At 66.6% G+C, this 26,086-nt stretch carries 28 protein-coding genes; 3 read left to right on the top strand and 25 right to left on the bottom strand.

Annotated elements, in window-relative coordinates; all coding sequences use genetic code 11:
* Positions 1 to 14: 14 nt before the first annotated feature.
* The 18 genes from EV560_RS00425 to EV560_RS00510 all read right to left on the bottom strand — a co-directional run bounded on the left by EV560_RS00425 (position 15) and on the right by EV560_RS00510 (position 19,101).
* Positions 15 to 1,205, bottom strand: a complete 1,191-nt coding sequence (locus tag EV560_RS00425; RefSeq protein ID WP_131852905.1) for a DNA circularization N-terminal domain-containing protein — start codon at positions 1,203 to 1,205, stop codon at positions 15 to 17.
* The gene (locus EV560_RS00430; RefSeq protein ID WP_131852907.1) at positions 1,205 to 3,289 is read right to left on the bottom strand and encodes a phage tail tape measure protein; all 2,085 of its coding nucleotides are present in this window, start codon (positions 3,287 to 3,289) and stop codon (positions 1,205 to 1,207) included. Before EV560_RS00430 ends, EV560_RS00425 begins: the two co-directional genes overlap by 1 nt.
* Positions 3,290 to 3,334: 45 nt before the next feature.
* The gene (locus EV560_RS00435) at positions 3,335 to 3,736 is read right to left on the bottom strand and encodes a hypothetical protein (RefSeq protein ID WP_131852909.1); all 402 of its coding nucleotides are present in this window, start codon (positions 3,734 to 3,736) and stop codon (positions 3,335 to 3,337) included.
* On the bottom strand, positions 3,733 to 4,116 hold the full coding sequence (locus tag EV560_RS00440; RefSeq protein ID WP_131852911.1) for a hypothetical protein: 384 nt from the start codon (positions 4,114 to 4,116) through the stop codon (positions 3,733 to 3,735). The genes EV560_RS00435 and EV560_RS00440 overlap by 4 nt, the downstream gene beginning before the upstream one ends.
* 79 nt (positions 4,117 to 4,195) lie before the next feature.
* Entirely contained in the window at positions 4,196 to 5,698 is a 1,503-nt protein-coding gene (locus tag EV560_RS00445; RefSeq protein WP_131852913.1) for a phage tail sheath subtilisin-like domain-containing protein, read from the bottom strand.
* 36 nt (positions 5,699 to 5,734) lie between these two features.
* A complete protein-coding gene (locus tag EV560_RS00450) occupies positions 5,735 to 5,947 on the bottom strand; it encodes a hypothetical protein (RefSeq protein WP_131852915.1) in 213 nt (70 codons plus the stop codon).
* An 11-nt stretch (positions 5,948 to 5,958) separates the two neighbouring features.
* Entirely contained in the window at positions 5,959 to 6,771 is an 813-nt protein-coding gene (locus EV560_RS00455; RefSeq protein ID WP_131852917.1) for a hypothetical protein, read from the bottom strand.
* A gap of 3 nt (positions 6,772 to 6,774) precedes the next feature.
* Entirely contained in the window at positions 6,775 to 7,179 is a 405-nt protein-coding gene (locus EV560_RS00460; RefSeq protein WP_131852919.1) for a hypothetical protein, read from the bottom strand.
* Positions 7,179 to 7,766: a hypothetical protein gene (locus EV560_RS00465; RefSeq protein WP_131852921.1), complete on the bottom strand. Its 588-nt coding sequence runs from the start codon at positions 7,764 to 7,766 to the stop codon at positions 7,179 to 7,181. The genes EV560_RS00460 and EV560_RS00465 overlap by 1 nt, the downstream gene beginning before the upstream one ends.
* A 199-nt stretch (positions 7,767 to 7,965) precedes the next feature.
* A complete protein-coding gene (locus EV560_RS00470) occupies positions 7,966 to 8,310 on the bottom strand; it encodes a DUF2190 family protein (RefSeq protein WP_131852923.1) in 345 nt (114 codons plus the stop codon).
* 101 nt (positions 8,311 to 8,411) lie between these two features.
* The gene (locus EV560_RS00475) at positions 8,412 to 10,400 is read right to left on the bottom strand and encodes a phage major capsid protein (protein ID WP_131852925.1); all 1,989 of its coding nucleotides are present in this window, start codon (positions 10,398 to 10,400) and stop codon (positions 8,412 to 8,414) included.
* Complete coding sequence (locus tag EV560_RS00480) at positions 10,397 to 11,914, bottom strand: phage portal protein (protein ID WP_131852927.1); 1,518 nt, start codon at positions 11,912 to 11,914, stop codon at positions 10,397 to 10,399. The genes EV560_RS00475 and EV560_RS00480 overlap by 4 nt, the downstream gene beginning before the upstream one ends.
* A gap of 4 nt (positions 11,915 to 11,918) precedes the next feature.
* The gene (locus EV560_RS00485) at positions 11,919 to 12,128 is read right to left on the bottom strand and encodes a phage head-tail joining protein (protein WP_131852929.1); all 210 of its coding nucleotides are present in this window, start codon (positions 12,126 to 12,128) and stop codon (positions 11,919 to 11,921) included.
* A gap of 3 nt (positions 12,129 to 12,131) precedes the next feature.
* Positions 12,132 to 14,171, bottom strand: coding sequence for a terminase gpA endonuclease subunit (locus tag EV560_RS00490; protein WP_165923254.1), 2,040 nt, complete (start codon positions 14,169 to 14,171; stop codon positions 12,132 to 12,134).
* Between the two features lie 19 nt (positions 14,172 to 14,190).
* Positions 14,191 to 14,763: a hypothetical protein gene (locus EV560_RS35635; RefSeq protein ID WP_165923255.1), complete on the bottom strand. Its 573-nt coding sequence runs from the start codon at positions 14,761 to 14,763 to the stop codon at positions 14,191 to 14,193.
* 339 nt (positions 14,764 to 15,102) lie between these two features.
* Complete coding sequence (locus tag EV560_RS00500; protein WP_131852935.1) at positions 15,103 to 15,798, bottom strand: hypothetical protein; 696 nt, start codon at positions 15,796 to 15,798, stop codon at positions 15,103 to 15,105.
* A gap of 382 nt (positions 15,799 to 16,180) precedes the next feature.
* The gene (locus EV560_RS00505; protein WP_131852937.1) at positions 16,181 to 17,914 is read right to left on the bottom strand and encodes a DNA primase family protein; all 1,734 of its coding nucleotides are present in this window, start codon (positions 17,912 to 17,914) and stop codon (positions 16,181 to 16,183) included.
* Complete coding sequence (locus EV560_RS00510) at positions 17,911 to 19,101, bottom strand: DUF7146 domain-containing protein (protein ID WP_165923256.1); 1,191 nt, start codon at positions 19,099 to 19,101, stop codon at positions 17,911 to 17,913. Before EV560_RS00510 ends, EV560_RS00505 begins: the two co-directional genes overlap by 4 nt.
* 95 nt (positions 19,102 to 19,196) lie before the next feature.
* Here EV560_RS00510 and EV560_RS00515 point away from each other — a divergent pair, with 95 nt between their 5' ends.
* Both EV560_RS00515 and EV560_RS00520 read left to right on the top strand, forming a co-directional pair.
* Positions 19,197 to 19,406 (top strand): type II toxin-antitoxin system HicA family toxin, encoded by a 210-nt coding sequence (locus EV560_RS00515; protein ID WP_131852941.1) that lies wholly within the window; start codon positions 19,197 to 19,199, stop codon positions 19,404 to 19,406.
* A gap of 24 nt (positions 19,407 to 19,430) precedes the next feature.
* Complete coding sequence (locus EV560_RS00520) at positions 19,431 to 19,826, top strand: type II toxin-antitoxin system HicB family antitoxin (protein ID WP_131852943.1); 396 nt, start codon at positions 19,431 to 19,433, stop codon at positions 19,824 to 19,826.
* Between the two features lie 5 nt (positions 19,827 to 19,831).
* On the opposite strand, the gene EV560_RS00525 is transcribed toward EV560_RS00520, so the two are convergent.
* The 6 genes from EV560_RS00525 to EV560_RS00555 are packed head-to-tail and all read right to left on the bottom strand — an operon-like array spanning position 19,832 to position 24,269.
* Positions 19,832 to 21,385 (bottom strand): DNA cytosine methyltransferase, encoded by a 1,554-nt coding sequence (locus tag EV560_RS00525; RefSeq protein WP_131852945.1) that lies wholly within the window; start codon positions 21,383 to 21,385, stop codon positions 19,832 to 19,834.
* Between the two features lie 6 nt (positions 21,386 to 21,391).
* Positions 21,392 to 22,885 (bottom strand): DNA methyltransferase, encoded by a 1,494-nt coding sequence (locus EV560_RS00530; RefSeq protein ID WP_207907929.1) that lies wholly within the window; start codon positions 22,883 to 22,885, stop codon positions 21,392 to 21,394.
* Complete coding sequence (locus EV560_RS00540) at positions 22,882 to 23,115, bottom strand: hypothetical protein (protein ID WP_131852947.1); 234 nt, start codon at positions 23,113 to 23,115, stop codon at positions 22,882 to 22,884. The genes EV560_RS00530 and EV560_RS00540 overlap by 4 nt, the downstream gene beginning before the upstream one ends.
* Positions 23,112 to 23,324, bottom strand: coding sequence for a hypothetical protein (locus EV560_RS00545; protein WP_131852949.1), 213 nt, complete (start codon positions 23,322 to 23,324; stop codon positions 23,112 to 23,114). The genes EV560_RS00540 and EV560_RS00545 overlap by 4 nt, the downstream gene beginning before the upstream one ends.
* Positions 23,321 to 23,785: a hypothetical protein gene (locus tag EV560_RS00550; RefSeq protein WP_131852951.1), complete on the bottom strand. Its 465-nt coding sequence runs from the start codon at positions 23,783 to 23,785 to the stop codon at positions 23,321 to 23,323. Before EV560_RS00550 ends, EV560_RS00545 begins: the two co-directional genes overlap by 4 nt.
* 1 nt (position 23,786) lies before the next feature.
* A complete protein-coding gene (locus EV560_RS00555) occupies positions 23,787 to 24,269 on the bottom strand; it encodes a hypothetical protein (RefSeq protein ID WP_131852953.1) in 483 nt (160 codons plus the stop codon).
* Between the two features lie 626 nt (positions 24,270 to 24,895).
* Between EV560_RS00555 and EV560_RS00560 the strand changes: the two genes are divergently transcribed.
* Positions 24,896 to 25,606, top strand: coding sequence for a S24 family peptidase (locus tag EV560_RS00560; RefSeq protein WP_165923257.1), 711 nt, complete (start codon positions 24,896 to 24,898; stop codon positions 25,604 to 25,606).
* 19 nt (positions 25,607 to 25,625) lie between these two features.
* On the opposite strand, the gene EV560_RS00565 is transcribed toward EV560_RS00560, so the two are convergent.
* Positions 25,626 to 25,967: a hypothetical protein gene (locus tag EV560_RS00565; protein ID WP_131852957.1), complete on the bottom strand. Its 342-nt coding sequence runs from the start codon at positions 25,965 to 25,967 to the stop codon at positions 25,626 to 25,628.
* Between the last annotated feature and the right edge of the window lie 119 nt (positions 25,968 to 26,086).

The raw sequence follows: 26,086 nt of genomic DNA on the forward strand, positions 1-26,086 counted from the left end.
GAACGCAGGTTGGTTCACGATGCTAATGTCTCGAACCGCTCCGGCATGCTGGCCGGGTTGAAGGCCCCTGCCCGCTTCGCCAGCTCGGTGGCGCGGTGCGGATCGGCATAGAGCCGATGCGCCCACCACAGCGAAGGCATCCGGGCAGGCACAGATACGGTGATGAGCGGCGCGAGGTCGGCCTCGCGCCTGGTCACCAGCTCGGCCAGTACGCCCTTCATGGCGGCAAGTTCACGGGCCAGATCGAGCCCGCCGCGGCCGACGCGGGCGAGCGCATCGTCGAAGACAGCCGTTGAGACCGTGGGAGCCTCGACAGCCTCGCTGCGGTCGACATAGGTCCGGCGCGCCATCGCCTCCCCGAGCGTCAACGCCCGGCTCGCGGCCGTCAGCGCCACGGCCTGCGCCGCATTCTCGGCAATGACGAGCGCGGTACCTTGCGAAACCTGGGGCGACGGCGGATCGGCCGGGCGGCCGAAGCCGACGATCGACTGCGCCAGGTTCGCCGGATCGGCGGCATCGCCAAGGGCAATCGCGGCGCCGGCCAGCGCCATGCCGAATTCGTCCGGCGCAGTGGCGAAACCGGCCAGCGCGGCAAGCGCCTGGTCGAAGGCGGGCCCGGTCTGCGCCAGCCTCTCCGGCGAGAGCCGCGCCTCCTGGCGCAGCGCGACCAGATCGCCGAGCGAGCCGGCCGCCGCCGTCACCGCCTGCTCGACCACGGTCGAGGGTTGGCCGGCCAGCCGGAATGAGGCAGAGCAAAACAGGCCGAAGGCGGCGGCGGCGAGGCTCGCCAGGGCATAGACCTGGTTTTCCAGCGCGTTGGCTGAGAGCGAGATTCCGGCATTGTCCGGCTCCGCCACAGCCTCGAGCGAAACGGTAGCGAGGCCGAGTTTTTTCTTGTCGAAATGCCCGCGCGCCTTGATCAGCCGGACGAAGGCCGAGCCCCAGGCCGGCAGCACCAGGATGCCGCGATGTTTGTTCTCGGCCATGTCGAGCAGCGCGGAAGCGCCCGCATAGCAATCGAGCCCGGTGAAATAGGCCTCGACCTCGAACTTGCGCGCCTGCGGCCCGAAGCCTTCATTGACATGTCGACCGTTCGGGATGCCGGCGGTGGAGACGCGCTGCCCGGCCTCGGGATCGTCTGTTTCGACATAGAATCCGAGCCCGTTGAACGAGGCATTCTGCAGCCGGCTCGCCCAGTCGGTCATCAGTTCGGTCCCTGCTTTCCGGTGTCGAAGCCGCCGGCGCCGCCGCCGATCGACAGGGTCGGGGCGCGCAATGTGTTAAGGCGCTGCTGCATCCGCGTGACCGTAGCAGCGAGATCAGACTCCATCTGCGAAAGACCTGCGGAAAAGCCGCTCGCCATGGTGGCGCCCGCCGACTGACCGGCGCCGCCGATCCCTTCCACGCTCGATCGCACTTCGTCGGCCTTCGTCTTGGCCTCGCCGAGCGCCGAGGCGATCTCGGCGGAGCTCGATGGCTTGGCTGAGAGCTCGGCTGGTCGGATCGGTGGCTCGACCTGCGAGATCGGAACGCCGCCATAGGCGACCGATGGCGCCGCGCCTCCGCCGCCGAGCGTCGGGACGAAGCTCGTCGCGCCTGGGCCGACATAAGCGAAGCCCGGACCCTGGTTCGGCTGCGACATCCGGGGCTTTGTGACGCGCGCGCCCTGCCCCTGCGCCTCGGCCAGCTTCAGGTTCAGCTCGTCGACCTCGCCGACAAGGCGATTGATATCGCCAAGCCGGGTTCGGGCCTGAGCGATCTGGCCGTCGATCTCGTCCGTCCTGAGCTTGGTCTTCGCCTCGATCGTCTTGCGGACGCCGGCGGGCAGAACCTTGCCGGCCAGCTGCGCTTCGCCATCGCGAACGGCCTTGGCGCGCTCGCCTTGCAATCCTGAAATCCGGCCGCCGAGAGATTCCCGCTCTGCATCGATCCGCTGCCGCAGCAGGAATTCCTTGCGAGCATCGACCAGCTTGCGCGTCTCGTCGGAATAGGCACCCGGCTTCGCGCCATCGAGCTCCTGATTGGCGATCAGGTTGGCGCTGGCGTATTTCAAGCCCTCCGAGGCGATATTGACCGCCTTGTTCTCGCCGGCCTCGATCCGCTTCAGCCCTTCGTCCAGCGGCAGGACGATATGCTTGGCGAGGAACCCGCCGAGCTGCACCGCCCGGTTTTCCAGTGCGCCGAACATCCGGTCGATCTGGGCGCGGGCGTCCTTCGTGACCTTGGTGAGATCGCGCGCGACCGAGCCTGTAGCCGTCTCGCCGATTGTGTTGGACAGCTTCTGCCATTCGCCGCGATAGGTCAGCAGAGCTCGCACGCCGCGGGCGAACTCGGCATCGGAGAATAGCTGCGGCAGTTTGGACAGATCGCCCTTCAGGGCCTGGTTGGCGAGCTCTTCGAAAACCTCGATGAGGTTGCGGCCTTCCTTGCGGCCCTTGGCCATGCCGGCGGCGAGGTCGACCCCGAACTTGCTGAAGCGCTTCGTCGTCTCCTCGCTCTCCATCTTCTGGAAGATGTTGGACATCGAGGCGACAGCCTCCTCGGCCGAGCCCGTGCCCTTGCGCATCACCTGCAGCATGGCGACGAGATCGGTGAGGCCGCGCTGACCGGTGAAGCCGACCGCTGACGATGCCGGGGCCAGGCTCGGCAGGTAGCGAGCCATGTCCTTCAGCTCGAACTGACCGGCCTTGCCGCCCTCGGCCATGACATCGAAAGCCGCCTGCATATCCTTGCCGGCGATCTTGAAATTGCTCGACACGGCATCGGCGGACTTGGCGATGTCCTCGACCTCGGCACCCGCCGCGGCCGCTGTGCGCGCAACTGAGGGGAGGAATTCGAGGCTTTCCTTGAGCGTGCGGCCCTGCGCGACCAGGACATCGAGGCCGCCGGTCACCTTTCCGGACGATTGGGCGGTCTCGTAGGCGATGCCCTCGATCTGCCCGCGCACGCCGGAGAGCTCATCGGCGCTGGCATTGGCGGTGATGCCCACGCGGCTGATCTGCCGGTCGACATCGGCGAACTGCTTGTACGACGCAGCCAGCGCGGCCGGGCCGCCGAGCGTCACCAGCTGATTGCGGCCGATCGCAGCGAGGCGGGATTGTGCGCCGATCGCCAGCGTCGAGGCCCGCGCCGCAACGGCCTGCGCCTTGACCGCGGTTGCGCCGAAGGCCGCGGTCGCCTTGCTCTGCATCTGGCGGAAGCGCGACAGTTCCGCCGCGGCGGAGGCGAGACCAGGCCGCAGCTTGTTCTGCGCGGTGATGATCGCTTCGGCGCGGACAGCGGTGACCATGGTCCTACCTGTAGAGATCGGCCCAGCGCTTCAGGCGCGGCAGGCTCATTGCTTCGACGTCGCGAGGGCCGAATCGGTCTGCGAGGGCGCGGATGCGGGCTTCAACCGCTTCCGCGCGTTCAGAAAAAAATCGAGGATGACATCCGCGATCAGCATGCCGAGCGCAGGGTCGCGCTCGCGGCCGATGACATCGAGATCATGCCCCTCGATCAGCCGCTGGCCCCAGCCCCACAGGGCCGCGCGGTCGGTGTAGGGCGTCCCGAGGCCGTCGGCGTTGTAGACATAGGCCTTGGGATCGTCGTGCATCAGCACCTCGCCCGCCGTCGGCGGACGGAAGGTAACGAAACCCTTCGGCTCCACGCCGTGCGGGATCGGCGCGGCGAAATAGACCCGCACCGAGCCGTCAGCCAGATCCTCGCGACGCGGCACCGGCTGCTCCGGGTTCACCGGCGCGTCTCCAGATAGCCCTCGGCGACGCCGGTGATGCCGGACAGCTCGCCGGTCAGGCCGTCGATCTGCGGATCGCCGATCAGCGAGGCGCGCGAATAGGTCCGGTCGACCCGCTCGGTATCGTGCAGGAAGGTGAAATCGACCTTGTCGAACGCGTAAAGCGCCGCGAAGTCGATCGCGTTGCCGGAGCTGTCCTTGCTCTTCAGCGACATCGCGAAGCGGTAGCCCTGAGGCGTGAAAGTACGATCCGTCGACAGGTCGTGGTTCACGACCGCCTCGGAGCTCATGTTGAAAGGATTGTGCGTGACGGAGCCGCGAATCGAGAGGTTCTGGCCCGTGGGCAGGCGGAACTTGATCAGGCCGCCGAAATCGGACATGGCGCGGGCTCCTGGCAGGGATGAAGAGAAGGCGCCCGCCACCTCAGCGGCGGCGGGCTAGGACGCGGCGAGCGTGGTCTCAGGCCGCGGCGGGATACTGGCCGTAGAAGGAAGCGTTGGCCGCGATGATGTCGAGCGGATCGACCCCGTCGAGATCCATGCCGATATTGCAGCGAGCCGGGTTGGAGGTATCCGGCCCGACCCGCAGGCGGCGAGCGAACTCGGCATTGTTGACGAGCAGGCCGCGATTGACGAGGTCGCGGTGGAGCGCGATGCAATCCACCTTGATGTCGTCATCCGTGGCAATCGAGGGCAGGTTCGCCGGGTTGGCCTGGGCATAGCCCTTATTGGCGTTGCGATAGGACAGGCCGGCTCGCATGTATCGCAGCGAGTGCATCGCGATGGCGATGGTCTGGATGCTGCGGAAGACGCTGTCGGGCTGGCCGGCCGCGTTCGTGCGCTGCATCGTCACGCATTTGTCGATGGCGACCTGGCCGGCGCCGTTGACCTTCCAGGTCGACATGCTGGAGCCCAGAAGCGTGTTGCGCACGGCATAGTTCGGCCAGAGCGAGCGATCGCGCGGCGGGCGGATGCCTTCGAGCACCAGGTCCGACATGTTGCGGGCGGCATTGCCGTTGGTGTCATCCGCGAGCCAGGGCAGCTGCCGCGCGACATAGGCCGCGAGCATCTCCCAGGACGGCGTCGGGGCAGCAACCCGGGCGAGCGCCGTGATGTGGCGATCATTGCGGGCGAGGCCATAGGTCGTGTTGGCGCCGGTATTGCCGGTATTGACCGTGAAATAATGGCCGTAGAGCTGGATATTCCAGGCCCAGCGACCGGAGACATCCGAGAGCGCGGCCTGCGCGGCGTCGAGATTGGTGGTCTCGCCGAAGGGCGAGATGATCCAGTCGAAGGGCTCGTCGCCGAGCGCGGCAAGGGCCGCGGAGACCGAGGCGGTGCCAGTGGCCGGAACCGTAGCCGCGACCGCGATCTTGCCGGCGAAGATGTTGCCCGGCAGGTTCGGGTCCGTGGTCAGCTCGATCTCGTTCATGGTCGTGCCCGCGTGGCGCGCGGTGACCGTGACGACATTGGTGGCGACCGTGGCGGTGACCGGCAGATAGGCCTTCGTCAGCGGGTCGACATAGGCGTTGATCGCGGCCGCGAGATTGGTCGCCGTGGTGTTGACCGCCTCGCTCGGGCCGACCGCGAGGGCGATCTTGCGACCGGAGATCTCGAAGACACCATCGCCGCCGGCGGCGGCCATCGCGCTCAGGGTCAGGGTCCAGGCTCCCGGCGTGCCGGTGACCGGAACGGCCGCAACCCAGAGCTCCTGCACCGGCGCATTCTGGCGCGCCAGGCGAAAGGTCTCGTAGAGCTGCGAGCCGGGGCCGGCGAGCAGCGCGGCCTCCTCGATCGTCGAGCACAGCGTCAGCGCGTTGTCGGCGAGCGAGCCAGCGCTCGACTTGTGGCCGAGCACGAGGCCCCGCGACTTCGACTGGTACTGCCCGGCCGAATTGAGCTCGAAGAAGATGCCCGGCGCGATGAGGCCGCTGCCCGGGATGAAATTGAACAGCTGCGCCATAGGGCGGCTCTCCTCGTCAGGTGATGAAGGGGAAGATCAGGCTTTCGGCTTGCCGGGCTTTTCCGACTCGGAGGGCGTCTCCGGCTCGGAGGGGACCTCGATCAGCGTCTTGTCCGCAACCAGTCCGGACCAGAATGGATCGACGACCGACACGGTGAAGAGCTCGGACGGGATCAGGCGGCCGGGGACGCCGGGCCACGGAACGCGCGCCGCGGGGTCCGCCAGCTTGACGGTCTTGATCAGGGACATGGCTGCCTCGGTCAGGTTTGCGGGATGACGACGCTGCCGGCGAGATCGCCGACGGGCGGGGTCACGCCGGGGTTCACCGGCGGCGGCGCGGCATCACCGGCGCCGCGCTTCAGGTTGGCGGCGAGGCGCAGCTCTGCCAGCGCGGTGAAGGCCGCGGCCGAGCCGAGCGCGGCCGCGACGACATTGCAGGCGGCGCGGCCATAGCTGCCCTCCGGCAGGGCCAGCGCAACGCTGCGCAGCGGCTCGGGCAGACGGTCGAGACCGGTCTGCCCTGCGAGCGGCCTGCGCTCGGCATTGATCAGATGGCAATCGAACTCGACACGCCGTGCCGATAGGCGCGTGTCGAGATCGGCATCGCGCCAAGGGCGGCTCTCGACCCGGCTGACATGGCTCAGGACCAGGCAGAGCGGCCGCGACATCCGCGCATCCTGAAGCACCTGGCGGATCTGCTCCTCGACCATGTCGAGGGTGGCCTCGGCCAGCGCGTCGAGCGCGACGGCCGGGACGATATAGGCATTTTGGTCATCCTGCCGGTAAACGCCCGGCACCATGATCTCGAATGCCAGCGTCACCTGATCGGAGCCGTCGACCAGGCTGTCGGCCGCGGTGCCGTAGGGCTCGCGCTTGGCCTCATCTGCGTAGACGGCGACGACGGGCAGGCGGCGCTGGGCAACGCCCTCGGCGAAGCTCTCGGGCGTCATCTGGCTGTCCAGGAAACGACCTTCGGCCGCCGTCGGCCATTGCGCATTGGGATCCGATTGCAAGGCTGATGGCGCCAAGGTCTCGATCGCGGCGAGGCGGAGCGCGAGGCGCGATAGGCTCATGCCTTAGATCCTGGTGAGGGCGAGATGAAGGCCGGAAAGCCCGTCGGGCATCGGCTCGGCGATGCGGTAGCGCACGCCGGGCTCGGCCGCATACTCGAGCTCGTCGCCCTTGGTCGGCAGCCAGTCGAGATCGGCGATCGTCACCGTGGCGACATGGCGCATGCCGCTCACGGCGAGCTTGAAGGCGCCGGGCGGGGTCGGCATGCCGTTGCCGCCGATCTGGCCGCGCTCGGTCCATTTCGACTGGATGACCGAGATATCGGCCTGGGTCGGGCGGCTATCGTCGGGAACGAGGGCGGCGTTGATCCCGGCCGATCCCTGCTTCATCGGGTGGAGCGTCGCGAGGTCGCCGAAAGCGGTCTGTGCCACGTCGAGCATCAGCGCGTCGAGCTCATCGAAGGCGGACATCAATAGCCCCTGAGGACGGCGGCGAGCGCACTGGCCAGGGCGGGACCGAGCCGGGCGGCGGCCTGGCTCTCCCAGGTCGTGCGGGGCGCGTCCTGCGTCATCGCCTCGGGAATGCCGGGCCCACGCGGCCGGTCGAGCGCCCATTTGCCGTGACCGGTGCGGCGCCAGACGGCATGCGAGATGGCGCCGCGCTTGCGGCGCGGGAACTTGGCCGAGAGATAGAAGGAACGGTCGATGCGCTGGCGCGCACCGAGCCAGTTAATCGAGGCGCCTGCCGGCGCCTCTTTGGGCTGATAATAGATCGCCGGCAGGCCGCGGCCGAAACCGGCCAGCGAATAGACCAGGTTCGCCGCTGTCGCCGCGCGGCGCGAGGTGCGCCGCTTCATCACATTGCCGACGGGAGCCTTGGCATAGGGGTGGTTGCGCAGGCCGAGCGTGGTCTTGACCACGCGCAGATAGGCATTCTCGGTCGGAACGCCGGCCCGGTTGAGCGCCCGCGCAATGCCGACCGGAGCGCGCGCACCGGCCTGCAGCAGCATCCGCTCGATATCCTGTGAGCGGATCTCTGTTCTGATATCGAGGGACATTGTGCCGGCTCAGCCTTTTCGCGAGAGTACAGCTGCGGCGGCCTGAGCGACCTTCCCTCCCAAGGTCCGCGCATCCCGCGGCAGCGTGGCGGAGGCGGAAGCCGTGAGGCGGCCCGCCTCCTGCCACGCACCGCGCGAGGCGGCCGAGACGGCCTGCCCGAGCAGCAAGCGCCGCTCGGCACAGGCGGAGCAGGCCATGTCAGGCGACGCCGTTCAGCCGCACCAAGACGGTTGCGTCTGTGGCGCCCGAGGCCGCAAGCGCAGCCTGAACACCGATCTTGGTATTGCTGGCCGAGGTCGTGGTGACGTTCTTGTTGGTGTCGTCCCAATAGAGGATCGCGCCGGGCGCCGGCGTGATGGTCGCCGCCTTGGGGAGCCTGAAGACATCCCCGGGCTTGCAGTTGAGAACCGTGGTTTCGCCCTGGGCGGCAGAGCGGGCGACGACGCCAAAGAGCGTGCCGAGCAGGAAGCCCGCACCGCCGACGACGCCGCCGGACGGGGCGACGAAGTCGATCGCGTCGCCGGGCTGGACGTAGTTCTTCATGTTGTGTCTCCGAGTTTGAGAGGCAGGCCTTTGGAAATCCCGCCGGAGGCCTCCGACGGGATCGGTCAAAGCCCTGGCCAATCCGGCCTGTCAGGCTGAGATCAGTTGCCGGGATTGCGGTAGCCGGCGCGCCAGTTGATGCCGCCGAAGCCGAAATCGTGCTCGACGGACATCTGCGTGCCCTGCGAACCGAAGGGCACTTCGACGCGCACGCGGGGCGCCTCGTAGCCATTGAGCAAGCCCCAGCGGAAGTTCGCCCGCACCGAGGTCTCGGTGTAGAGCTCCCAAGAATTGCCGGTGATCATCTGCGAGACGACAGGCCGCAGGCTGCGCATCGATTCCGGCACGACATTCGCGTTGGTGCTGGGAGTGATCGTCGCGAGGAACTGCTCCGCCTCGGTCTCTTTCGCAGGACCGATGAGCAGGATGCGCGGCGCGTTGTAGAGCAGTTCGTTTCCGTCGATGCTCTTGTAGCCTCGCATCGCCACGCGGGCGGCGCCGACAGTCGCGACACTGATCGCGCCGCCGGAGCCGGCCAAGTTGCCGCGGCCGGCGGCGAACATCGCGCCAGCCGGAGCCTCGATCAGGTTCGGGCCGGCGCCAGAGTTCAGCGCCTTGACGGCATAGGCCGTCTTTTCCTCGAAGAGCGCGACCGATTGGCCGTAGTTCGCGATGACCCGGGCGAGGCCATTGAGGTTGTCGTTCACCAACAGCTGGCGCGAGAATGCCAGGCCGACGGCATATGGCACGATCGCGACCTGCTCCTTGTTCTCGCCGATGGTGCCGAACTTGATGTTGCCGGCCTCGGCGATCGGCTGCAGCAGTGGGAAATCTCCAACAGTGACCGCGGTGTGCGGGCGGAAATCGTTGAAGTCCTCGCGAACCGAAATCTCACGATAGGTCGGCACCGCCAGAACGTAGCTGGCCGTGAGGTTCCGGTTGACCGAGTTCTCGAGCAGGAGCGGGAAGTCGCTGGTCGTGTGCATGGCACGACGCAGGACCTCCTCGCGGGCGCCGAAGGTCGGAGCCACGCGACGCTCACCGAGACGCTCAGCGGCCATCTCGACCAGCGAAAAGCCGCGATACTGCACGGCCGCCTCAGACCACTCGCCCTGCATGGACGCTGGGTTGATGCCGCGGGTAAGCGCCTCCTCCATGCCGAGACGGCGGGTTTCTGTCTCGTCGCGCTCGATGCGGATATGGCTGGTCGGCGTCTGACGGGCCACGAGGGCGTCAAAGGCATGGGCGCGGAACGCTTCGACCGTCAGGGCAGTATTCGCGACGGCCGCACGAACCGCCACACCGTCCATGCCAGCGCGCTCGCCGATCTCCATAATCTGGGTCGCGCGCTCGGTCGCGCCGCGCTGAAGATCGGCCGCGCTCGGCTGCACCGGAGCCGCGGGAGCGGCACGGGTCTCGATTGGAGCAGCGGCGGCCGGCTGAGCCGCGGCAGGCGTGGTGATCGGCGTGGGAGCCGGCGCATCCGCCGGTGCATTGCGACGCATGTCGTCAGTCTCCAAGGTTTCAGGGGTGGAAGTCTGGGCCGCACGGAACAGCGCGGCGGGATCAGCGGGCACGGCGACGAGGGAGACCTCGAGGAGCTCCCAGCGGTCGGCCCGCCAGATTTCGGAATCGTTCTCGACCTGGGTGAGAGTCCAGGTCGTTACGCGGTAGCCGACCGAAAGGCCGGGAGCGTCGGGCGACTGCGCCCTCGCCTCGGCCGCGCGCCCCGCCTCGGTATCCGCGAAGCGGATCTCGACCATCAGGCTGCCGCCTTCGATCCAGGCGCGGGTGACCGTGCCGAGGATCCTGTCGATCGAGCCCTGGTCGTGACTGTCGAGCAGCTTGACCTGCCCGGGCGCTACCCTGGCGAGGTCGATCGCCTCCGGCGAGATCGACAGTTCCTCGAAGATGCCCCAGCGCCGCACACGGGCGCCGCTTGAGGCAACCGCCCGAATGGTGCGCGCCTCAGCGTTGTAGCTCGCCGGGGCGAAGCGCACAGCAATGTCGCCGCCAGCGCGGCGATCAAGCGCCGAGCCGGGGACAAAGCCCTCCGGCGTAACGCCGGGGGCAACGGAGCGGATCTTCATTCGGTTGACTCTCTGGCGGGCGACGTTTGCGAGGCGTCCGTAATCTGCGCCCCTGTCTGCGTGCGCTGGCGGGCGTCGATGTCGAAGATGAGTGGCTGGGACCCGTCGATCTCAGCGAAGAAGAGCCGGAACTCTTCCACAACTGTGCGCCAGTCCTTGCCCCAGGCGCCGAGGAAGTCCTGCGGAGACATGCGGCCAGCTCGCACCGCGAGGATATCGGCCTCGAGATCCTTTTTCGGATCGACCGGCTCGAAGGCCGGCATGATGACCTGGCAGGGGTAGCCGCCAGACCGATCGCGCAAACGGCCAGCAAGGATGGCCCTGTCGATGAAGCGTGAGATCACGCGGTCGATGACCTGCGGCGCCAGCATGTGCCACTGGGCGTCTGCGACGAACTTGCGCTGATCGGTCAAGCCGGCCTTGAGGCTCGAATAATTGGCGTTCGACAGGTCGCCGGTGAGCTGGTGATAGGTTAAGCCTGCGCCGACTGCGATACCCATTAGGGTCACGCGCGAAATCGGCTCGAAGGCGGTGTTCGACGCGGGCGCGAAGGCCTGCAGCTCCTCGCCCTGGCGCAGATACTGCACCATGCCCGGGCGGATCTGCTCCAGACGGGTCGGAGCGTCGGGCCCTTTGCCCGCGATCGCCGCCCCCATGCTAGTCGCACCGTCGTTCGACTTGATGAAGGCGCCGATCGAGGCCTCGAGCCTGGCCTTGACGACAAGCGCGTCCATCACGTCCGAGAAGTCACGCGCGGCCATCAACACCGGCGCGAAGAGCGGTACACCGCGCACCTGGCCGGGCCGGATGCGGCGATAGAGGTGACAAACCTGCTCGCGCGGCACCAGGACAGACGGCTGAAGTGCGTTGCCGAGGCGCTGCGGCTCGCCCGGCGCAACCCGGTGCAACCAGTAGCCTAAGCGCTCGTCGAAGGCGCCGAGCTCGACGCCGAGCCGCGCGTGCGCCGCGCCCGAAAGCAGAGAACCAGTGTCCCGACCTTCATCGATCAGATCACCCTCGCCCGCATGCAGAGCGAGCGGCACTGGTCGCTGATTGTCACCTAGCGGGCGATCGAGCATGCGCAGCAGCGCGTCGCCGCCTTCGTAGGAGGAGCGCACCAGCAACGAGAGCAGGCCGGTGAACCCGGTCTCACCCTCGATGTCGCACACCTTCACCCATTCATCCCAGAGCGCCTGCGCCTGCCTGACCGCCGGCCCCTTGCCGGTGAAGCGAACGGTCAGATCCGCCGACACGACATGGGTGGCGTGGATGTCGAGTGCGCGCGCGCCGATGAAGGTGTTGCGCACCAGTTCCCGCGAGCGTTCCCGCAGCACAGGCAGGGCACGCGAGATCGTGGCGTTGGCCGAGCCCTCACCGCGACGGAAAGAGGCTGTGCGGCGGCCGTTCTGAGCTGCGTCATAGCCGCGCGCGGCATCGAGCAACTGTCGCGCCTGCCAGCGCCGGAGCGCCGTCTCGGGCGAAATCCAGCCGATTGCGCTGTCGAGAAGGTTCATCGGCTCAATCGCGGCTGAATTGCGTGATCGCGGTGCGCTGCGGCGCGAGCGGGCCCGCGACCTCGTCTTCCATGTCGGCCAGGATCTCTTTCATCTCGGCCAGCGAGCGGTAATCGACCACGCGCTTCGTCTCACCCGAGCCGTATTCGACCCGCCGCGCGCCGGTCTTGATCGCCCGTTTCAGGGCGTCGATATCGGCTTGCGTCCAGGCCATGGCTCACCAATTCGTGCCGCGCCCGCCAAGCCAGTCGTCGACGGGCGCGGAGAGTGGTGGCGCTTCGGGTTCAGGTTGAGGCTCCGGCTCGGGCCGGGGCGTGAAAAGCGTCTGCTCGATTGCCGCCGGCGGCACGCCGCGGTGGCGGGCGAGCGCCGCCCATTCGTCGTCGGTCATGATCGACAGGCCGAGATGCTCGGCCATGGCGATGTTGTAGACCCGGCAGTCGAGGAAGTGGTTCTCCCGGAGGTCGACCCAGCGCTTGCCGGCAGGCAGGCCGCGCACCTTGATATCCTCGAGGTGCGAGGCGCAGAGCTGCTGGAAATACTGCTCGTCGACCCAGCCGCCGAAATGGCAATAGCCGTGGGGCACTTCCGCGACCGTTTCGCCGAGCCGTTGCTTGGCGAGGTCGAGATAGAGGCTCGTCTTCAGCGGCCAGGTTCCTACCGCCCAGAGCTTGGCGCCCTGGCGGATCTTCTGGCCGTTGAGGTCGATATCCTGAGGCCGTGGCTGGCCCAGCGGAGGCTTGCCCCAACCCTTGTCGCCCTTGATCGCGAGGATCAGGTCGCGGCCGGTGTCCGGATGAACCTGCTGGCTCAGCCGCACCCAGGAATAGACGACGTTGGCGCGATAGCCGGAATCGACCGCGAGGCAGTCGATCCGCCGCTCGCCGCCGAAGGCGTCCGGGAAGCGCCGGTCGAGCGTCTCGCGCCGCAGCTGCTCGAATACGGCGCCCTGCGGGCTCTCGGTATCGCCCGAGATATGCATCGCGTCGATCAGGTAAGAGCGGCGATCCTTGGTCCAGGCGACGATCTCGAGCCAAATGCCGCGCATCTGAACGTCGGCCGCCGCGGTGATCAGCAGCGCGTCCGACGGGATGTGCCCGCGCCTCAGATGCGCCTCGCGGCGATCGAGCAGGCGCTTGTAGTCGGGAACGTCGGCCCTGACCTTGTAGGGCAGGCCAAGCGTCAGCTTGGTGAAGTCGTCAAGGCCTCCCGGTTTCTTGCGTGCGTCGATGAAATCGCGCGCAATCGCCTCGTAGCCCATCATCAGCGAGATGAAGGCGTCGATCTGAAAACCGGGATGCCGGCCGGGCCCGGGAGCGAGCGCCCGCCAATGGGCGCCCATCTCGGGCTGGAGCTGAATGCGACGCTCGGCGTCGCTGATCTCGTAATCGCAGTTCTCACAGGCGTAGCGCGAGCGCTCCGGCTGCTGGAAATCGATGCGAAGACGTTCGAAATGGTGCCGGAAGAACTCGCCGCAGCCCGGGCAGGCCATAAACCAGTGGCGCTGGTCCGAAGCCTTGAAGCTGCGGTTGATCCGGCATTGTCCCGGCATCTCGCCGGTTTCGTCGCCGAGATCAGCCTCTGGCGTCGAGATTTCGAGGATTTTCCAGTCGCCGGTGCCGCGAAACGCGGTAAAGCGGCCGAAAAACAGGCTTTCGGGGTCACCGCCGCCCGGGATGAGCGACCATTTCGAGACCTCGTCCTTGATCCCCTTCTTCGTGGTCACGGACGAGAGATCCGTGACCGAGTTGGCGTTGGCGAGATAGAGCCGCCCGCCCTTGGCGAAGACCTTCTCGAAGGTGGTCGAGCTCGCGCCGGAGCGTGAGACCTGGTCGACGATGAGCTTGCGGTCGGTGCGACGCTGCCAGGCGTCGATCATCGGCTGCAGCTTGCCGCTGTTCATGCGGCGGACAGCGTCGAGCGCCGGCGCCGCGAAGATCATGTTCGAAGGCTCGCGATCCGAGCAGTAGAGCACCCAGGCGAGCGCCGCGATCGAGGCGCCGGACTGCTGGCTCTTCTGCACCGTCACGAGGTTGCAGGGATTGTCCTCCGACAGGCAGTCGAGGATCTCGACCATGTAGGGCGCGCCGCGAGCCGACCAGAGCTGGCCGCTCGCGGGGCCGTCGATCAGGACGACATTCTGCGAAACCCACTCGGAGACCCGCATCGGCTTCGGCGGGCGAATGCCGACCGCTATCCGCGACGCAAGGAGGCGGAGGGCGCCGGGGTGCGCGAAGCGTACCTCGGTTTCCGCCATCGCCTCGCTTCCGTCTGCTTCAGGCCTCCTCGTCGCTTTCGAACGCGAACCCTTCGTCCTTGGCCGGCGCGGTGCGCGCCAGGCCGGCAAAGCTCTCAGCGATCGCCGTGCGGGTTTCGCCCGTGAGCCGCTTGAGAAGGATGCGCAGCTCATGGAGGCCGCCGCGCTGGAAGGCAGCGGCAATCTGGTCGGCATGCTGGAGCATGTCGACGATGCGGCCGAGCTCCTCGACCAGCCGGTCGGTCGCGTCGTTGATCCGGTCCATGCGGACCAGGTCGCCGGCATCCTCCGCCATGCGGAGCCGGATCATCTCGGTTTCGTGGATGATCTTGATGCGGCGGGCGCCGTCGATCGTGGCGTCGGAACCGCCAGCCGGTTCAGGCTCCGGCGATGCCGGACGCTCGACCGCGGCATGGACCTTGCCGCTATCGCCGAAGCGGCGCCGCAGGTCGTCGAAATGGACGATGTTGACGGCGGAGACCCTGCCCCGCCCGTCGCGGGAGACATCGAGGTTATGCTGCTCGATCAGCCGCGCGACCTGCTTCGAGATCGCTTGCCGGGTGATGCCTTCGCGTTCGGCGATGCGGCTCACTGTCCACATCACTTCGCTGGCAACCGCCGTCATCGGCCTAGCAACCCTGTCAACCCGATTGAAAAACCAGCTTCACTGGAAAAATCCCGCGCCGCTTCCACGTCGCAGGGAGGGGCGGGGGAGGAAGGACCCGCGCCCTGGCGGGCCGGCTCGGCCGGTCGAGGGTCACATGGTCGGCCTCCCGAACGCGAAAGCCCCGGCGCGGTGGCGTCGGGGCTTTCTTGAACCTGATTTGGTGTGAGAGATACTACGTCAATAGGCTTGGCGCTGTCAAAACGGCATTACGCTTGTGATTTCAGTGAGTTGCGGGCCATTGAATTATGGCTCCGGAAGCCCCTCTCACACCACATCGGCGAGCACTCGCGCGTTCCAGGGCTCTGCCGACGCAGCCGGCCCGGTCGGCTCGTGCTTCGCCAGAACAGACGCCAGCTCCGCCGCCAGCACAGCCAGCGCCGCACGCCAGCAGGCATAGAACGCCCTCGCCTGCCGCTCCTCGGCCAACTCGACCTTGGTAGCCCGGCCTCTCCGCTTCTCGCGCCCGGTCTGCCAGTCAGGGCGTGAGCCCGCGCTCGCATGCTCGATGACGACAGCAGCCAGATATGGCTCGGTCAGCCGCGCCCACACGTCCGCGGCCTCGCCGCTCGTATCCGGCCGCACCAGCCAGAGCCCCGTCGCCGCATCCTCGATCCGCCAGCCATTCGCAGCGATCTCGTCTCGCCGCCACACGGACGGCTCGGCCGTATCCGCCCCCTCGATCAGCCATTGCGAGAGCGCGAGCACATGATCATGGACGATCAGCATGTCGTCCGGCGTCGCAGAGGCCATGGTCTGCAAGCCCGCGAGCCGCGCGCCGATGCCGCTGGTGTCGACCCGCGTGCCGAGCTCCAGGATCGACATCAGCGAGGCATAGCTCGACGGTCCCTGCATCGGCGCGTAGAGCCCGAGCACGTTCCCCGGTGTCACCCGGTGAACCCGATATTGCGCATAAGCCCGATGCAGCAGCGCCTCGATATCGATCTGCTCTTTCACCGCCATGGTCCGGCCTTTCCGTGATTGCGAGGGTTGCGAGGGTCTTGCGAGCATTGAAACCAACCCTCGCGAGCCAAAATCCATAACCAATTCAATTATTTATCTACTCATCTGCGAGGGTTGCGAGGGTTTAGGACGTGTATGGGCATTGTGAGGATTATGGTTCGGGGCTTCCCCGAAACCCCACATGTCTATGTGAGGCGCGACAACCCGCGCGACCCTCGCATGCCCTCATCTATCCCATTGAGTACGCTTCCAATTTCGCCCTGCGAGGGTTTCCGCAAACCCTCGCGCGACCCTCGCAACCCTCGACGCGCCACGCGCATGGCAAGCGAGGTCACATCGACATCGATCAGCAAAAACACATGGCAAGTGCGAGCATTGCGCGTCACCTGTCGTCTCCATAACGGGGGTTGCGGGGCTCGGGCCGCTCGGGCACGTCGCGCAGCGTGATGCCCTCGAAGGTGCGGATTCGGCCGTCGTGCTTGACGAAGCCCTTCTTCACCATGGTCTGGCTGAAGGCCTTCTCGCTCCAGGGCTTCATCGCGTTGGCGAGGCACCAGCTTTCATAAGCCTCATAGAGCATGCGGCTCGGCAGCTGCTTCGGCTCGTCGGGCGGCGTGACGGGCGGCTGTCGCACCACGCAGGCGTCGATGAAGCCCTGCACCTGGTCCATGTCGGCGCGGTAGGCCTTGGTCGCCTCCTTCACCTCCGGCGGCTCGATCAGCCCGTGATTGAGGTAGGACAGCGTGCCCTCGATCAGCCAGTTGAGGATGCCGGAGCGCTCGGCCGCGAATTCGGCCAGGATCACCTCCATCTCGCGGCGCTGATCCTCCGGGATCGTCTCGGCCCAGATCACCAGGGAGAGCCGGCGCCAGATGCCGAGGTCGACGCCGTCGATCCTCGGCTTGTCGTTGCCCGACATGGTCGCCTTGAACACCGGCCTGAGCTCGAAGAAATTGCCGTAGTTGTGGCGGGCCATCATCGGCTCGCCGCCGGTCAGCTGCTTCACCAGCGCCTCGCGCAGCATTTCGCCGCGCGGCAGTTCCGAGACGCGCACCAGCCGCTTGCCGGGCAGCTGGGCGATATCTGGCGTCGCCTGCCCCGCCCCGCGCGATTGCGTGCCCGTCACCGATTCGGAGTTGAGCGTGCCGGCATAGGAGCCGCAGGCGCGCCAGATCGCTTCGATGAAGGTCGATTTGCCGTTGGCACCCTCGCCATAGTGGAAGGCGAGCTTCTGCGCTCCGATGATACCCAGCAGCGAATAGCCATAGAACACCTGCAGGAATCGCTGGATCGCCTTGTTCGGCTGGCACAGGTCGAGAAAGGCCTGCCAGCGCGGGCAGGCCGCGCCGGGCTCGAAGATCGCAGGCATCAGCTTGGCCAGTCGGTCCGTCCGATCGTGCAGCTTCAGCCGCACAGACCAGATCAGCCGCACCACGTCCGGATCCGGGCATTCGGGGTCGGGCGTCTGCTCGAAGACGAGCGTGCCGTTCTCGAGGTTCACCAGATAGGGGTCGGCATCCATCGCATCGACCGCCACGGTAAGGTGGGGCGAGGCCTGGGTGAGCATCTGCGCGATGCGCGCGCCATTGCCGCAGGAGACCGAGAAATCACGCCTCTTGCCCCTTCGCCTCGACCAGGCGGCGATGGCGCGCTTGCCTTCCTCGATCGCGAGCTTCTGCCCGTCGCTGCGCTCATCCTCGGCCACGCGCCGCGCTTCTCGGCCGGCATCGATCGCCTCTTGCTGCTCCGGCGTCGGATGCATCACCAGGCTTTCGGCGGCGATCCAGCGAGCGGCACGCTGGGCCAGCCGCTGCGCCGCCTCGGCCGCGCCGATCGGGTCCCAGAACCGTCCGTTCCAGACATGCCAGCCGACATCGCGCACGAAAATCAGCTCGTCGCCGCGCCAATGGATCAGCCGGCGCCCGTTATCCGTGTCGTTCGGCAGCAGCGCCATGGCGAATTCCAGCCGGTCGACATGGTCGCGGCCGCGATCCGGCTGGTCCTCGCGCGCGTCGCGACCGGGGCCATCCTCTCGATTGCGGGGTTGCGGGGCGTCTGCCTGTGCCAGGGCACCCTCGACAATGGCGAGGATCGTATCGTCAGGGTCATCGCTCATGGCATTGCCTTCGCCAAATCACCGAAATCCTGGCCGTCAGGTGCCATCGCGATGCCTATTTGCAGCCCCGGCCTCGCATAGCGGCGCTTGCCGCGCTCCAGCGTCTGCGCGGTCAGGACGGGTTCTGAATCACCATCGCCGAGCAGCAGCAGCACAGACACCGCCGGCGGGATCAGTATTGCTGGCCCATCGGCAGGCTCCGGCCCGGGCACCCGCTGCGGCCGGCCTTTCGGCGTTGTCAGGCTGGGATGCGCCAGCGTTCCCGCATGCGGCCCGCCCAGATTGCCGAGATCGCCGGCCGCCCAGAAAATGTCGAGCGGATCGAGCCGCCCTGCCCGGTAAAGCGCCCTCGCCACGGCGAGCGTGGTCTCGATACCCTCGCCCATGAACATCCGCACCGGCCGCCCATCTTCGTGTGCCAGACGCAGCTGCGTAGCCGAGGGCTCACGCAGGCGGATATGCGCGCCTTGCTTGGATCCGCGCATCTTCTTCGCGGGTAGAATCTCTCCGGTCTCAGGGTCATGCAGCTCGGCCTTGCCGCTCCAGTCGGCCCGCAAATGGGTAATGTGTAGCCCGCAGGGCTGACCGTCATTGTCGAGCAGCTGCGCCAGCATGGCCGGCGTGCGCGCCAGCAGCACCGGCGCCATTCGCCCGCGCTCGTCCTCCTCGCGGCCATGGAAATAGCCCACGGCCGGCGCTTCGCGCACCAGCGCCGAGCTCGGAAGCATCAGGCCGCGCCCGTTGAGATAACGGAGCAGACTACCTTCCCTCGCCGAGTGCCCGGCGCCCCATATCTGCAGACACGCGGCGCGCTCGCGCTCGCGATAGGCGTTCGCCTCGGCCTTTTCCTTGGCTTCGCGTGCCAACCGCTTCGCCTCAAGGGCACGCGCCTCCTCGGCCGAGAGCGCGCGCGGACCGCCGAGCCGCTCGATCGCGCCAGCGAAATCCAGCCCGATCGCCTGCCGCACCAGCCTGATCGCGTCGCCACCATCACAGCAGACCGCGCAGACCCAGGCCTCGCCCTTCACCTCGAAGCGCGTCGCCCGCGCGCCGCCGCCGCAGATCGGACAGGAGCCGACGATTTTCCCGCCGGCACGGCGCAATCGCGCGCCGAGTTCCTGAGCCAGGCCGCCGAGATCGACCCGCGCCTTTAGGTCGGCGATTTGGGCCTCGCTCAGACGGTTCACGCCGCCACCCCAAATTCATACACACGAATACACATTCTCGCTTGACCTTGCGAAATGTAGTGTGTATAAATACACACATCAAACGGAGCGGGACGATGGGTCGGAGCAAGCACAGCAACCAGAGGCGCGATATCGAAGCGAGGCTTCGCGCCGAGGGCTGGGTCATCGTCCGCAAGGGCCCCGGCGATCACGTCCAGTACAAGCGGCCTGACCGGCCGGGGCGGGTCACAATCGATCAGGGCACCCGCGAGATACCGACCGGCACATTGAAATCGATCTTCACGCAGGCGGGCTGGGACTGGTAGTCCCAGCCCGGAAAGGAACGAACCATGCGACACGTCGTCGGACTGATCCACCAGGAGGGCGAGAGCTTCGGCATCTCCTTCCCCGATTTCCCGGGCTGCATCTCGACCGCGGACACCTTCAACGACATCATCCTGCGCGGCGAGCAGGCCCTGCGCTTCCACATCGAGGGCATGATCGAGGATGGCGAGGCGATGCCGCTGCTGAGCACACCCGGCGACATCGTCCGCGCTCTCGGCGGCAAGCTCGAGGGCGGAACGCTCGTCACGCTCCGAATCGAGGTCCCGGAAAAGGCCGTGCGGATCAACGTGACCATCGACGAGGCGCTGCTGGACGCTATCGACCGCAGCGCCGCGGCCGAGGGCTCGACGCGGTCCGGCTACCTGGCAAAGGCTGCGCTCGCGCGCATCATGGGTCGGTGAAGCCGTCATAACGTAGCGCTTGCCAGGGCCGCCGCCAGCCGCTCCGCCAGCCAGCGCATTTTCTTGGTCGCCATGGAGTTGCCATAGGTCTTGTATTGCGGCCCGTCCGGGCATTGCTCAGCCGGCTTGCCGCGCCAGGCGATGCGGGAATGGTGGTCGGGAAAGCCCTGCAGGCGCGCGCATTCAGCGGGTGTAAGGCGACGCACGGCCCAATTCTGCAGCACATAATCGCCGCCCTGATTACCTCCGACAGGACCGCCAGCCATCAGCGGCTGGGCTATATCCACCTCGCGGGCCTTGTAGTCCCTGCCGCTGTTCTGCGGCATGATGCTGAAGGCGACCAGATGGGCCGTGCGATCTGTCCCGGTCGTAAGCGCATCAACCTTGTCGCCAGTTTCCCAAGCTCCATGATTTCCACTGACGCGATAGGCCAGGGCCGGTGGATGAGCGGACGCCGCAAGTGGATGGCCGGGATCGCCAGGTTGCGGGTTGGAGCAGTTCGCTGCACTGGTGATCTGCGTCGTGTCGAAGGCCACGAGATGCGAATGACCATGATTGGCGTCCTGTCCGGACGCCCCCTGCAATCTCCCGAAATTGGCATCCAGGACCGCGGCGATTTCGGCAACATAAGTGTCGTTGTCGAGGTCGTTGCGCCAGCCTCCCCCGCACTTCGCACCGAGCGGCTGCGCAACCTCCGCAATGAAGGTCTCGCTCTCGAAATCCATACGCCCCATCGGCCCGCCATGGGCGTTGACAGCGGTCGCGACTTCTATTGGCCCGGCGCAGTTGTTACCCCCGAATGCATTGCCCCCCCCTGGCGGGCGGCCACGGCTTCCAGCGCCGCCTTGAGTTGCGCCGGCAGCTCTTTCCCCCTTTTCTCGGCGCGGCGGAGAATTCCCCTGCAGGCTTTGGGGCTCAAATAGTACCGATGCGGGATCGGCCCCTCCTCCAAGATCGACGACAAGGAGCACACGCTCGCGTCGTTGGGCCAGGCCGAAATATTGAGCGTCGAGAACCCGCCAAGCCGCCCGTGCCCGTGGCCCGGAAACCATGCCTGCGTCCGGCCACCGGCCGATTCCTCGCGGGAGATCGAGGGGAGCATCTGCTCCGACAAGCGCTCCCAGGAAACAGCCGAAGGCATTGTCGGGCGTGGAGAGGACGCCGGGGACATTCTCCCAGACGGCGTTCCGAAGTCCATGTCGAACAAGTTCATGGGCGAGCACCGCGAAAGCGAGGGTGAGATTGCCGCGGGCATCGGCCAGCGAGAGCCGCTTGCCCGCGAAGCTGAAGGCCTGGCAGGGTGTGCCGCCGACCAGAAGATCGATGCGCCCGAGCGAGGCGCGCAGGTCCGCGTCATCGAGGAGGCGCGTGAAGTCGCCGATATTCGGCGGCGCATTCTTGGGGAGCGGCTCGCCCGGCATGTTCGAGCCGAAGCGCTCCGCCAGCACTGCCGAGGCGAAGCGATCGATCTCGGAGAACGCCGCGGCCGCGAAGCCAAGCCCCTCGGTCGCTACTGTGAAGGCCTCGATGCCAGAACAGACAGAGAGATAGCGGATCAAGTCGCGCTACTCCGCCGCGTCGAGCGCGGCGGCGCTCTGCTCGGTTGCCAGCTGGTCAAAAAGTCCGCCGGCCGCGCTCCTCCCGCCCTTGCCCCGCGCCTTGATGCTTGCCGCTTTCCGCGTCACCGGGCCGGCGAGCGCCAGCTCCATGCGCCGGGCGATATCGGCTTGAAACTGCGCTTCACGCTCGATCAGTAGAGCGCGGAATCCCTCGCGAAATGCGGCCTCCCCTGTCGTGCCGGTGCCCGCAAACGGGTCGAGCACCGTTCCCCCGGGGGGCGTCACCATCCGGCAGAGCCACTGCATCAGGTCGATGGGTTTGACCGTCGGATGTTTCGAGCCGAGCCGGTCGTCGGCATCCGCCTTGGCGCTGTAGAAGAACCGCGCAGCCGATCCGGAATCGGCGCGAGGCTCGGCACCGTGGTGTGTTCCTGCAAAGTCACCGAAGGCATTGACGGTGCGCTTAGCCCTCTCGGCGCCCGTCACGCTGCGTAGTTGGCCGGCAGCATCTGGAAAGGCCGCCAAGACCTCAACGCCGCCATCGTGGAGAACATTGGCTGGCCAGCGGCCGGTCCGCTCTGGCGTCACCATGCCGGTGCGCTCAAAGGTTCCTAGTCTCGCCTGTCCAGCGCGCTGCTCCGGCAGAACCTCATTGCCAACCCGACACCTGTCGATATTCAGCGCCCCGGTCCCGTGCTCGAGCACCGTCTCGACTACGGTGCCAGCTAGCGGCTTGCGCGCCAGGACAATTGGCTCCCAGGCGGGCTTTAACGCCGTGCCCCAGCCTTCCCACAGTGCGGCAAGGTCAGTCGCAGGCGCCGTTTCGGTCGGCACAAACACCCTGCCGTTGGTTTTCTCCCATCCCGGCTTGTGCTGGTCTGCGCCGGGAATCATGCGCTTTACGGCACGCCCCTCCGAAATCACCGCGCGGGAAGCACCCGCCTGCTTGTCTATCCCCTTCGAGACATCATGGCTCTTCGGGAAGCCGGAGCCATAGATCCAGGCCAGCATGCCGCCCGGTCCGGCCTGGTCCATGATGTAGAGAAAGGTCTGCTGCTGCCACAGATCGAGCGACAGGAAGAAGACCTCGACAATCGGGTCGAGATCGAACAGGTAAAGCAGGCTATCGCGGATTTCGAAGCCGGCCTCCTCGATGGCGAGCCACATCCGGTGATGCGCCCGCGTCCCTCCAAAGCCGACGACATGCCCGCCCGGCTTCAGCACGCGCCGCACCTCGGCCCAGAACTCGATATCGAAGGCGGTTTCGCCCGTGTCCCAGCGCTGGCCCATGAAGCCGGCCGAGGCGCGCGAATAGACGTCGCCGTCGCGTGTCGGAGCCGAACCCAGCTTCCCGAAACGCTTGCCGATCGAAACCAACGCATAGGGCGGATCGGTCACGACGGAATCGATCGAGGCATCGGCGAGCCCGCGCAGTACCACGCGGCAATCGCCGGGATGCAGCACGACGCGCCCATCGAGGAAGGCCAGCGCTTTGCTCATGGCCGCGCCCCACCGGCCGGCAGCCCGGGCAACCCGGCGCAAATCGGGTGACGCAGCAGCTGCGCCGCCATAGCCAACGCCTCGGCGCGCCGCTTCGCAGCCGCGAGCGCATAGGGCACGGTCCGCGCCAGCTCCGGCTCGAACCGCGTGGTCTCCAGGATGGCGATGCCGGCCGCTTCCTGCTGGGCCGCGCCTTCGATCTCGGCGACGATCTCGCGCAGGTTCATCATCGGGCGTTCTCCCGGAAAAGCGCCAGCTCGGCCGCGCTCCACAGCGCCGCCGGCGCGTTGCGGCAGGCGACGATTTCGCGCGCGATCTCGATCCGGATTTTCAGGACGATGGCGATCACCAGCGCCGGGAAACCGAGCTTGGCCATGCCGCGCGCGGCCGAGCGCTTGCGCTTGCCGGCATGCTCGATCTGGAAACGCCGTGGCCTCATGCCGCCCTCGCGGCCGGCGCTTCGCCATAGAGATGCTCGCCGCAGCGGAAGAGGTCCGCCAGCGCCAGCAGATCCTCACGGACATGGACCGGCAGGCTCTTCACCGCGCACGCCCGGTCCATCAGCGAAACCGCATGCTGGGCCATGCCGGCACCGCGATAGCGATGCGCAAGGTTGACGATCGCGGCCAGGTTGAGGCGCGTCGCCGGCGACAATGGCTCAGCCGGCGCGCGCTCGATGAAGGGCGCTTGCGGCGGCGCATCGGACGATAGAAAGCCCTTGGGCGTCTCCCGCACCAGGTTGGAGCCGATCAGCCGGTCGAGCGCCCGGCCGATGAATTTGTCACGGTCCGGGAAGCTGCGGCGCAGCTGCAGGCGCGTCACCGGATAGGCGCCGCCCTCGCGGATCCGCGCCAGCACCAGCTGGGAGAGCGAGCCCGGCTTGAATTGACCTGGCCCCATCTCAGGCCCCCGCCAACGGCGCGAGCCGGCGCAGCAGCGCGGACATCTGGTCCATATGGGCCATGCCGCTCTTGATCAGCTCTTTCACCTCGCCGGGCGTGAGCTTCTGGTCTTCGAGCGCGTCGGCGGCGGTGGATTGAAAGCGGGCATGGCTGCCGGTGATCCGCACGATGTCGGTCATCAGATCGACTTGCGCGTCGCCGCCCTCGGCCAAGGCCTCGAGCCGGTGCCCGGTCAGGGTCGCGAGCATGCGGGTCATGATCGGCTTGCCGCTCGCGGCCTCGAGGATGCCGACGACATGCAGGGGCATCAGCGCCGGATCGTTCTCGCTGCCCCATTTCGAGATCTGGCCCTGGCTGAAGCCGGTGATCGATTCCACGCGCTGGGGCCCGGTCTGCCCAGGCGCCGCACAGGCCAACACCAGTGCGCGGGCACCGGTCTTGAAGAGAGTCATCAGCCCATCGGGCAAAGCGGTATCGCTCACGAAAAAAGCTCCATTGCTTTTTCGTTGGGAAAAACGCGGTTCGGGGGGACAGTCGGCCCGTCAGATCACGGCGGAGGGACCCCATGGATCACGAGATATCGAGGCGCCAGGCGCGCGTTCGACAGGCCCGCGAAGGCCTGCGCAGTGCGATCCGGCGACTGGCGAAGGCAGAGCGGGCGCGTCATGCCTCAGCTCCGGCAAGGAAAGGCTCGGAGCAGGCCGAGGCCGACTCCGAGCAAGGGCCCGCTTTGGGAGGGGCGGCAACCGGCATGGGATGGGAGACCGGCGGCCTGGCGGGAGGGGAAACGGAGGGACGCACGACACCAGCCGGCCAGGCTGCGCCCTCGGCCCAATTGGCGTCGAACCACGAAACTGCCCGGTCGTAGCTGCGAAGCGTGATGGTCTTGTCGGAGCGAAGCCGATCCTGGAATGCGGGATTATTGATCGCTCGCCGCCAAACCGTAGTGACGCCGAGGCCTTGGGAGGCGGAGTATGCCTCTACCAGAGCGAGGAGGTGCGTTTTGAGTTCGGCTTCCATACCCTCCGAGATAGTTGGAAACATCCAACCTCGTCAAGGGGATTTTTCCAAGTCGAATCCAACGGTAGTCATGTGGGATATTTCCAACATGACCACACTGAAATCACTAGTCGAGGCGAAGCTCGCCATCAGTCGCAAGAATCCGTTCGAAGCCGCTCGCGACGGCGGCCTCGAAAGGTCGTTTGTGAACGACATTCTCATCGGGAAGAAGCGAAGCGTCTCGGGCGCCAACGTCGGGAAGCTGGCCATCGCCATCGGAGCCACGTCGACAGAAATTTTGTCGGCCATGGGGCGCCTCGAGGCCGAGCCGGCCGCACCCATAGCGCCCTATGTCGCGGAACCCAACGCGGTCATGGAGGGCCCAGCAATGGCACCCTGGTCTGCGCCAGTTAGAGACGTAGAGGAACTCGGCGTCGGCATAGCGAGCATCGACGACGACGAGAGCGCTTTCGAGCTGAACGGCAACGTCGTTGATCGCGTCGTCCGGCCTCCCGGTCTACTCAACCGGCCGGGCGTATTCGCCCTACGTGTCGCCAACTTGTCGATGTGGCCGAAATTCCGCGATGGCGAGCGGGTCTATGTAGATTCCAAAAAGCCAGCGATTGAGGATTTCATCGTGGTCGAGCTGAAGCCGACAGAAGAAGACAAGGCGGGCAAGGCCTATGTGAAAATGCTCGTTGGCCGGGACGCAAAGAAAATCGTGGTCGAACAATTTAACCCGCGCGGCCGCCTTGAGTTCGGCCACCACGAGATTGCTCGCATCTTGAGAGTCATCCCCATGGAGGAGCTTTGGGGCTGACTATTCAATAGGAACAGAACTACTTGCGCATAATCTGACCAGAGACCGCGGACCCTTTTGGCCCGTAGAGCCCATAAATAACGTCACAACCAGCTTTGGCCCCAGCGTCTGAAAGCGCTTCTTCGCTTTTGTCGACCTCGGCGTTTAAGAATGTGCGGAATGGCTCTTTATCAACGTTAACCTTAGCCTTCGCCGCGGCCGCACTAATGGCAGTGACGCTCACGCGATAATCCGAACACCACTTGTTAGCAACAAACAGCACCGCAAGGTGCTGCATTACATTCTTCTGTTCTTGCGACTGGGCTACAGCACCTGTCGCGGCTGCCATTCCAATAGCAATACACAAAGCGTATTTCAGCATGCCCCGCCCCCCAGAATGCCCTCAGCCTTTGGCCAGCCCCACGTTACCCATCGCCCGCGCGCACGCAAGAGTACGCCTACACGCACGCGATAGAGTAGACCCGGGACGCGTCCATGGCC

Origin of the sequence: Allobosea sp. BK604 (assembly GCF_004341515.1) — a bacterium.
Classification (GTDB): domain Bacteria; phylum Pseudomonadota; class Alphaproteobacteria; order Rhizobiales; family Beijerinckiaceae; genus Allobosea.

Bases quoted from the DNA above. Each gene is read 5' to 3' on its own strand.
- EV560_RS00445 (WP_131852913.1), bottom strand. From the start codon at position 5,698: ATGGCGCAGCTGTTCAATTTCATCCCGGGCAGCGGCCTCATCGCGCCG.
- EV560_RS00505 (WP_131852937.1), bottom strand. From the start codon at position 17,914: ATGAGCGATGACCCTGACGATACGATCCTCGCCATTGTCGAGGGTGCC.
- EV560_RS00470 (WP_131852923.1), bottom strand. From the start codon at position 8,310: ATGAAGAACTACGTCCAGCCCGGCGACGCGATCGACTTCGTCGCCCCG.
- EV560_RS00520 (WP_131852943.1), top strand. From the start codon at position 19,431: ATGCGACACGTCGTCGGACTGATCCACCAGGAGGGCGAGAGCTTCGGC.
- EV560_RS00480 (WP_131852927.1), bottom strand. From the start codon at position 11,914: ATGAACCTTCTCGACAGCGCAATCGGCTGGATTTCGCCCGAGACGGCG.
- EV560_RS00425 (WP_131852905.1), bottom strand. From the start codon at position 1,205: ATGACCGACTGGGCGAGCCGGCTGCAGAATGCCTCGTTCAACGGGCTC.
- EV560_RS00490 (WP_165923254.1), bottom strand. From the start codon at position 14,171: ATGGCGGAAACCGAGGTACGCTTCGCGCACCCCGGCGCCCTCCGCCTC.
- EV560_RS00515 (WP_131852941.1), top strand. From the start codon at position 19,197: ATGGGTCGGAGCAAGCACAGCAACCAGAGGCGCGATATCGAAGCGAGG.
- EV560_RS00550 (WP_131852951.1), bottom strand. From the start codon at position 23,785: ATGGGGCCAGGTCAATTCAAGCCGGGCTCGCTCTCCCAGCTGGTGCTG.
- EV560_RS00475 (WP_131852925.1), bottom strand. From the start codon at position 10,400: ATGAAGATCCGCTCCGTTGCCCCCGGCGTTACGCCGGAGGGCTTTGTC.
- EV560_RS00440 (WP_131852911.1), bottom strand. From the start codon at position 4,116: ATGTCCGATTTCGGCGGCCTGATCAAGTTCCGCCTGCCCACGGGCCAG.
- EV560_RS00540 (WP_131852947.1), bottom strand. From the start codon at position 23,115: ATGATGAACCTGCGCGAGATCGTCGCCGAGATCGAAGGCGCGGCCCAG.
- EV560_RS00560 (WP_165923257.1), top strand. From the start codon at position 24,896: ATGACCACACTGAAATCACTAGTCGAGGCGAAGCTCGCCATCAGTCGC.
- EV560_RS00430 (WP_131852907.1), bottom strand. From the start codon at position 3,289: ATGGTCACCGCTGTCCGCGCCGAAGCGATCATCACCGCGCAGAACAAG.
- EV560_RS00455 (WP_131852917.1), bottom strand. From the start codon at position 6,771: ATGAGCCTATCGCGCCTCGCGCTCCGCCTCGCCGCGATCGAGACCTTG.
- EV560_RS00530 (WP_207907929.1), bottom strand. From the start codon at position 22,885: ATGAGCAAAGCGCTGGCCTTCCTCGATGGGCGCGTCGTGCTGCATCCC.
- EV560_RS00500 (WP_131852935.1), bottom strand. From the start codon at position 15,798: ATGGCGGTGAAAGAGCAGATCGATATCGAGGCGCTGCTGCATCGGGCT.
- EV560_RS00485 (WP_131852929.1), bottom strand. From the start codon at position 12,128: ATGGCCTGGACGCAAGCCGATATCGACGCCCTGAAACGGGCGATCAAG.
- EV560_RS00460 (WP_131852919.1), bottom strand. From the start codon at position 7,179: ATGTCCGCCTTCGATGAGCTCGACGCGCTGATGCTCGACGTGGCACAG.
- EV560_RS00465 (WP_131852921.1), bottom strand. From the start codon at position 7,766: ATGTCCCTCGATATCAGAACAGAGATCCGCTCACAGGATATCGAGCGG.
- EV560_RS00545 (WP_131852949.1), bottom strand. From the start codon at position 23,324: ATGAGGCCACGGCGTTTCCAGATCGAGCATGCCGGCAAGCGCAAGCGC.
- EV560_RS00565 (WP_131852957.1), bottom strand. From the start codon at position 25,967: ATGCTGAAATACGCTTTGTGTATTGCTATTGGAATGGCAGCCGCGACA.
- EV560_RS00450 (WP_131852915.1), bottom strand. From the start codon at position 5,947: ATGTCCCTGATCAAGACCGTCAAGCTGGCGGACCCCGCGGCGCGCGTT.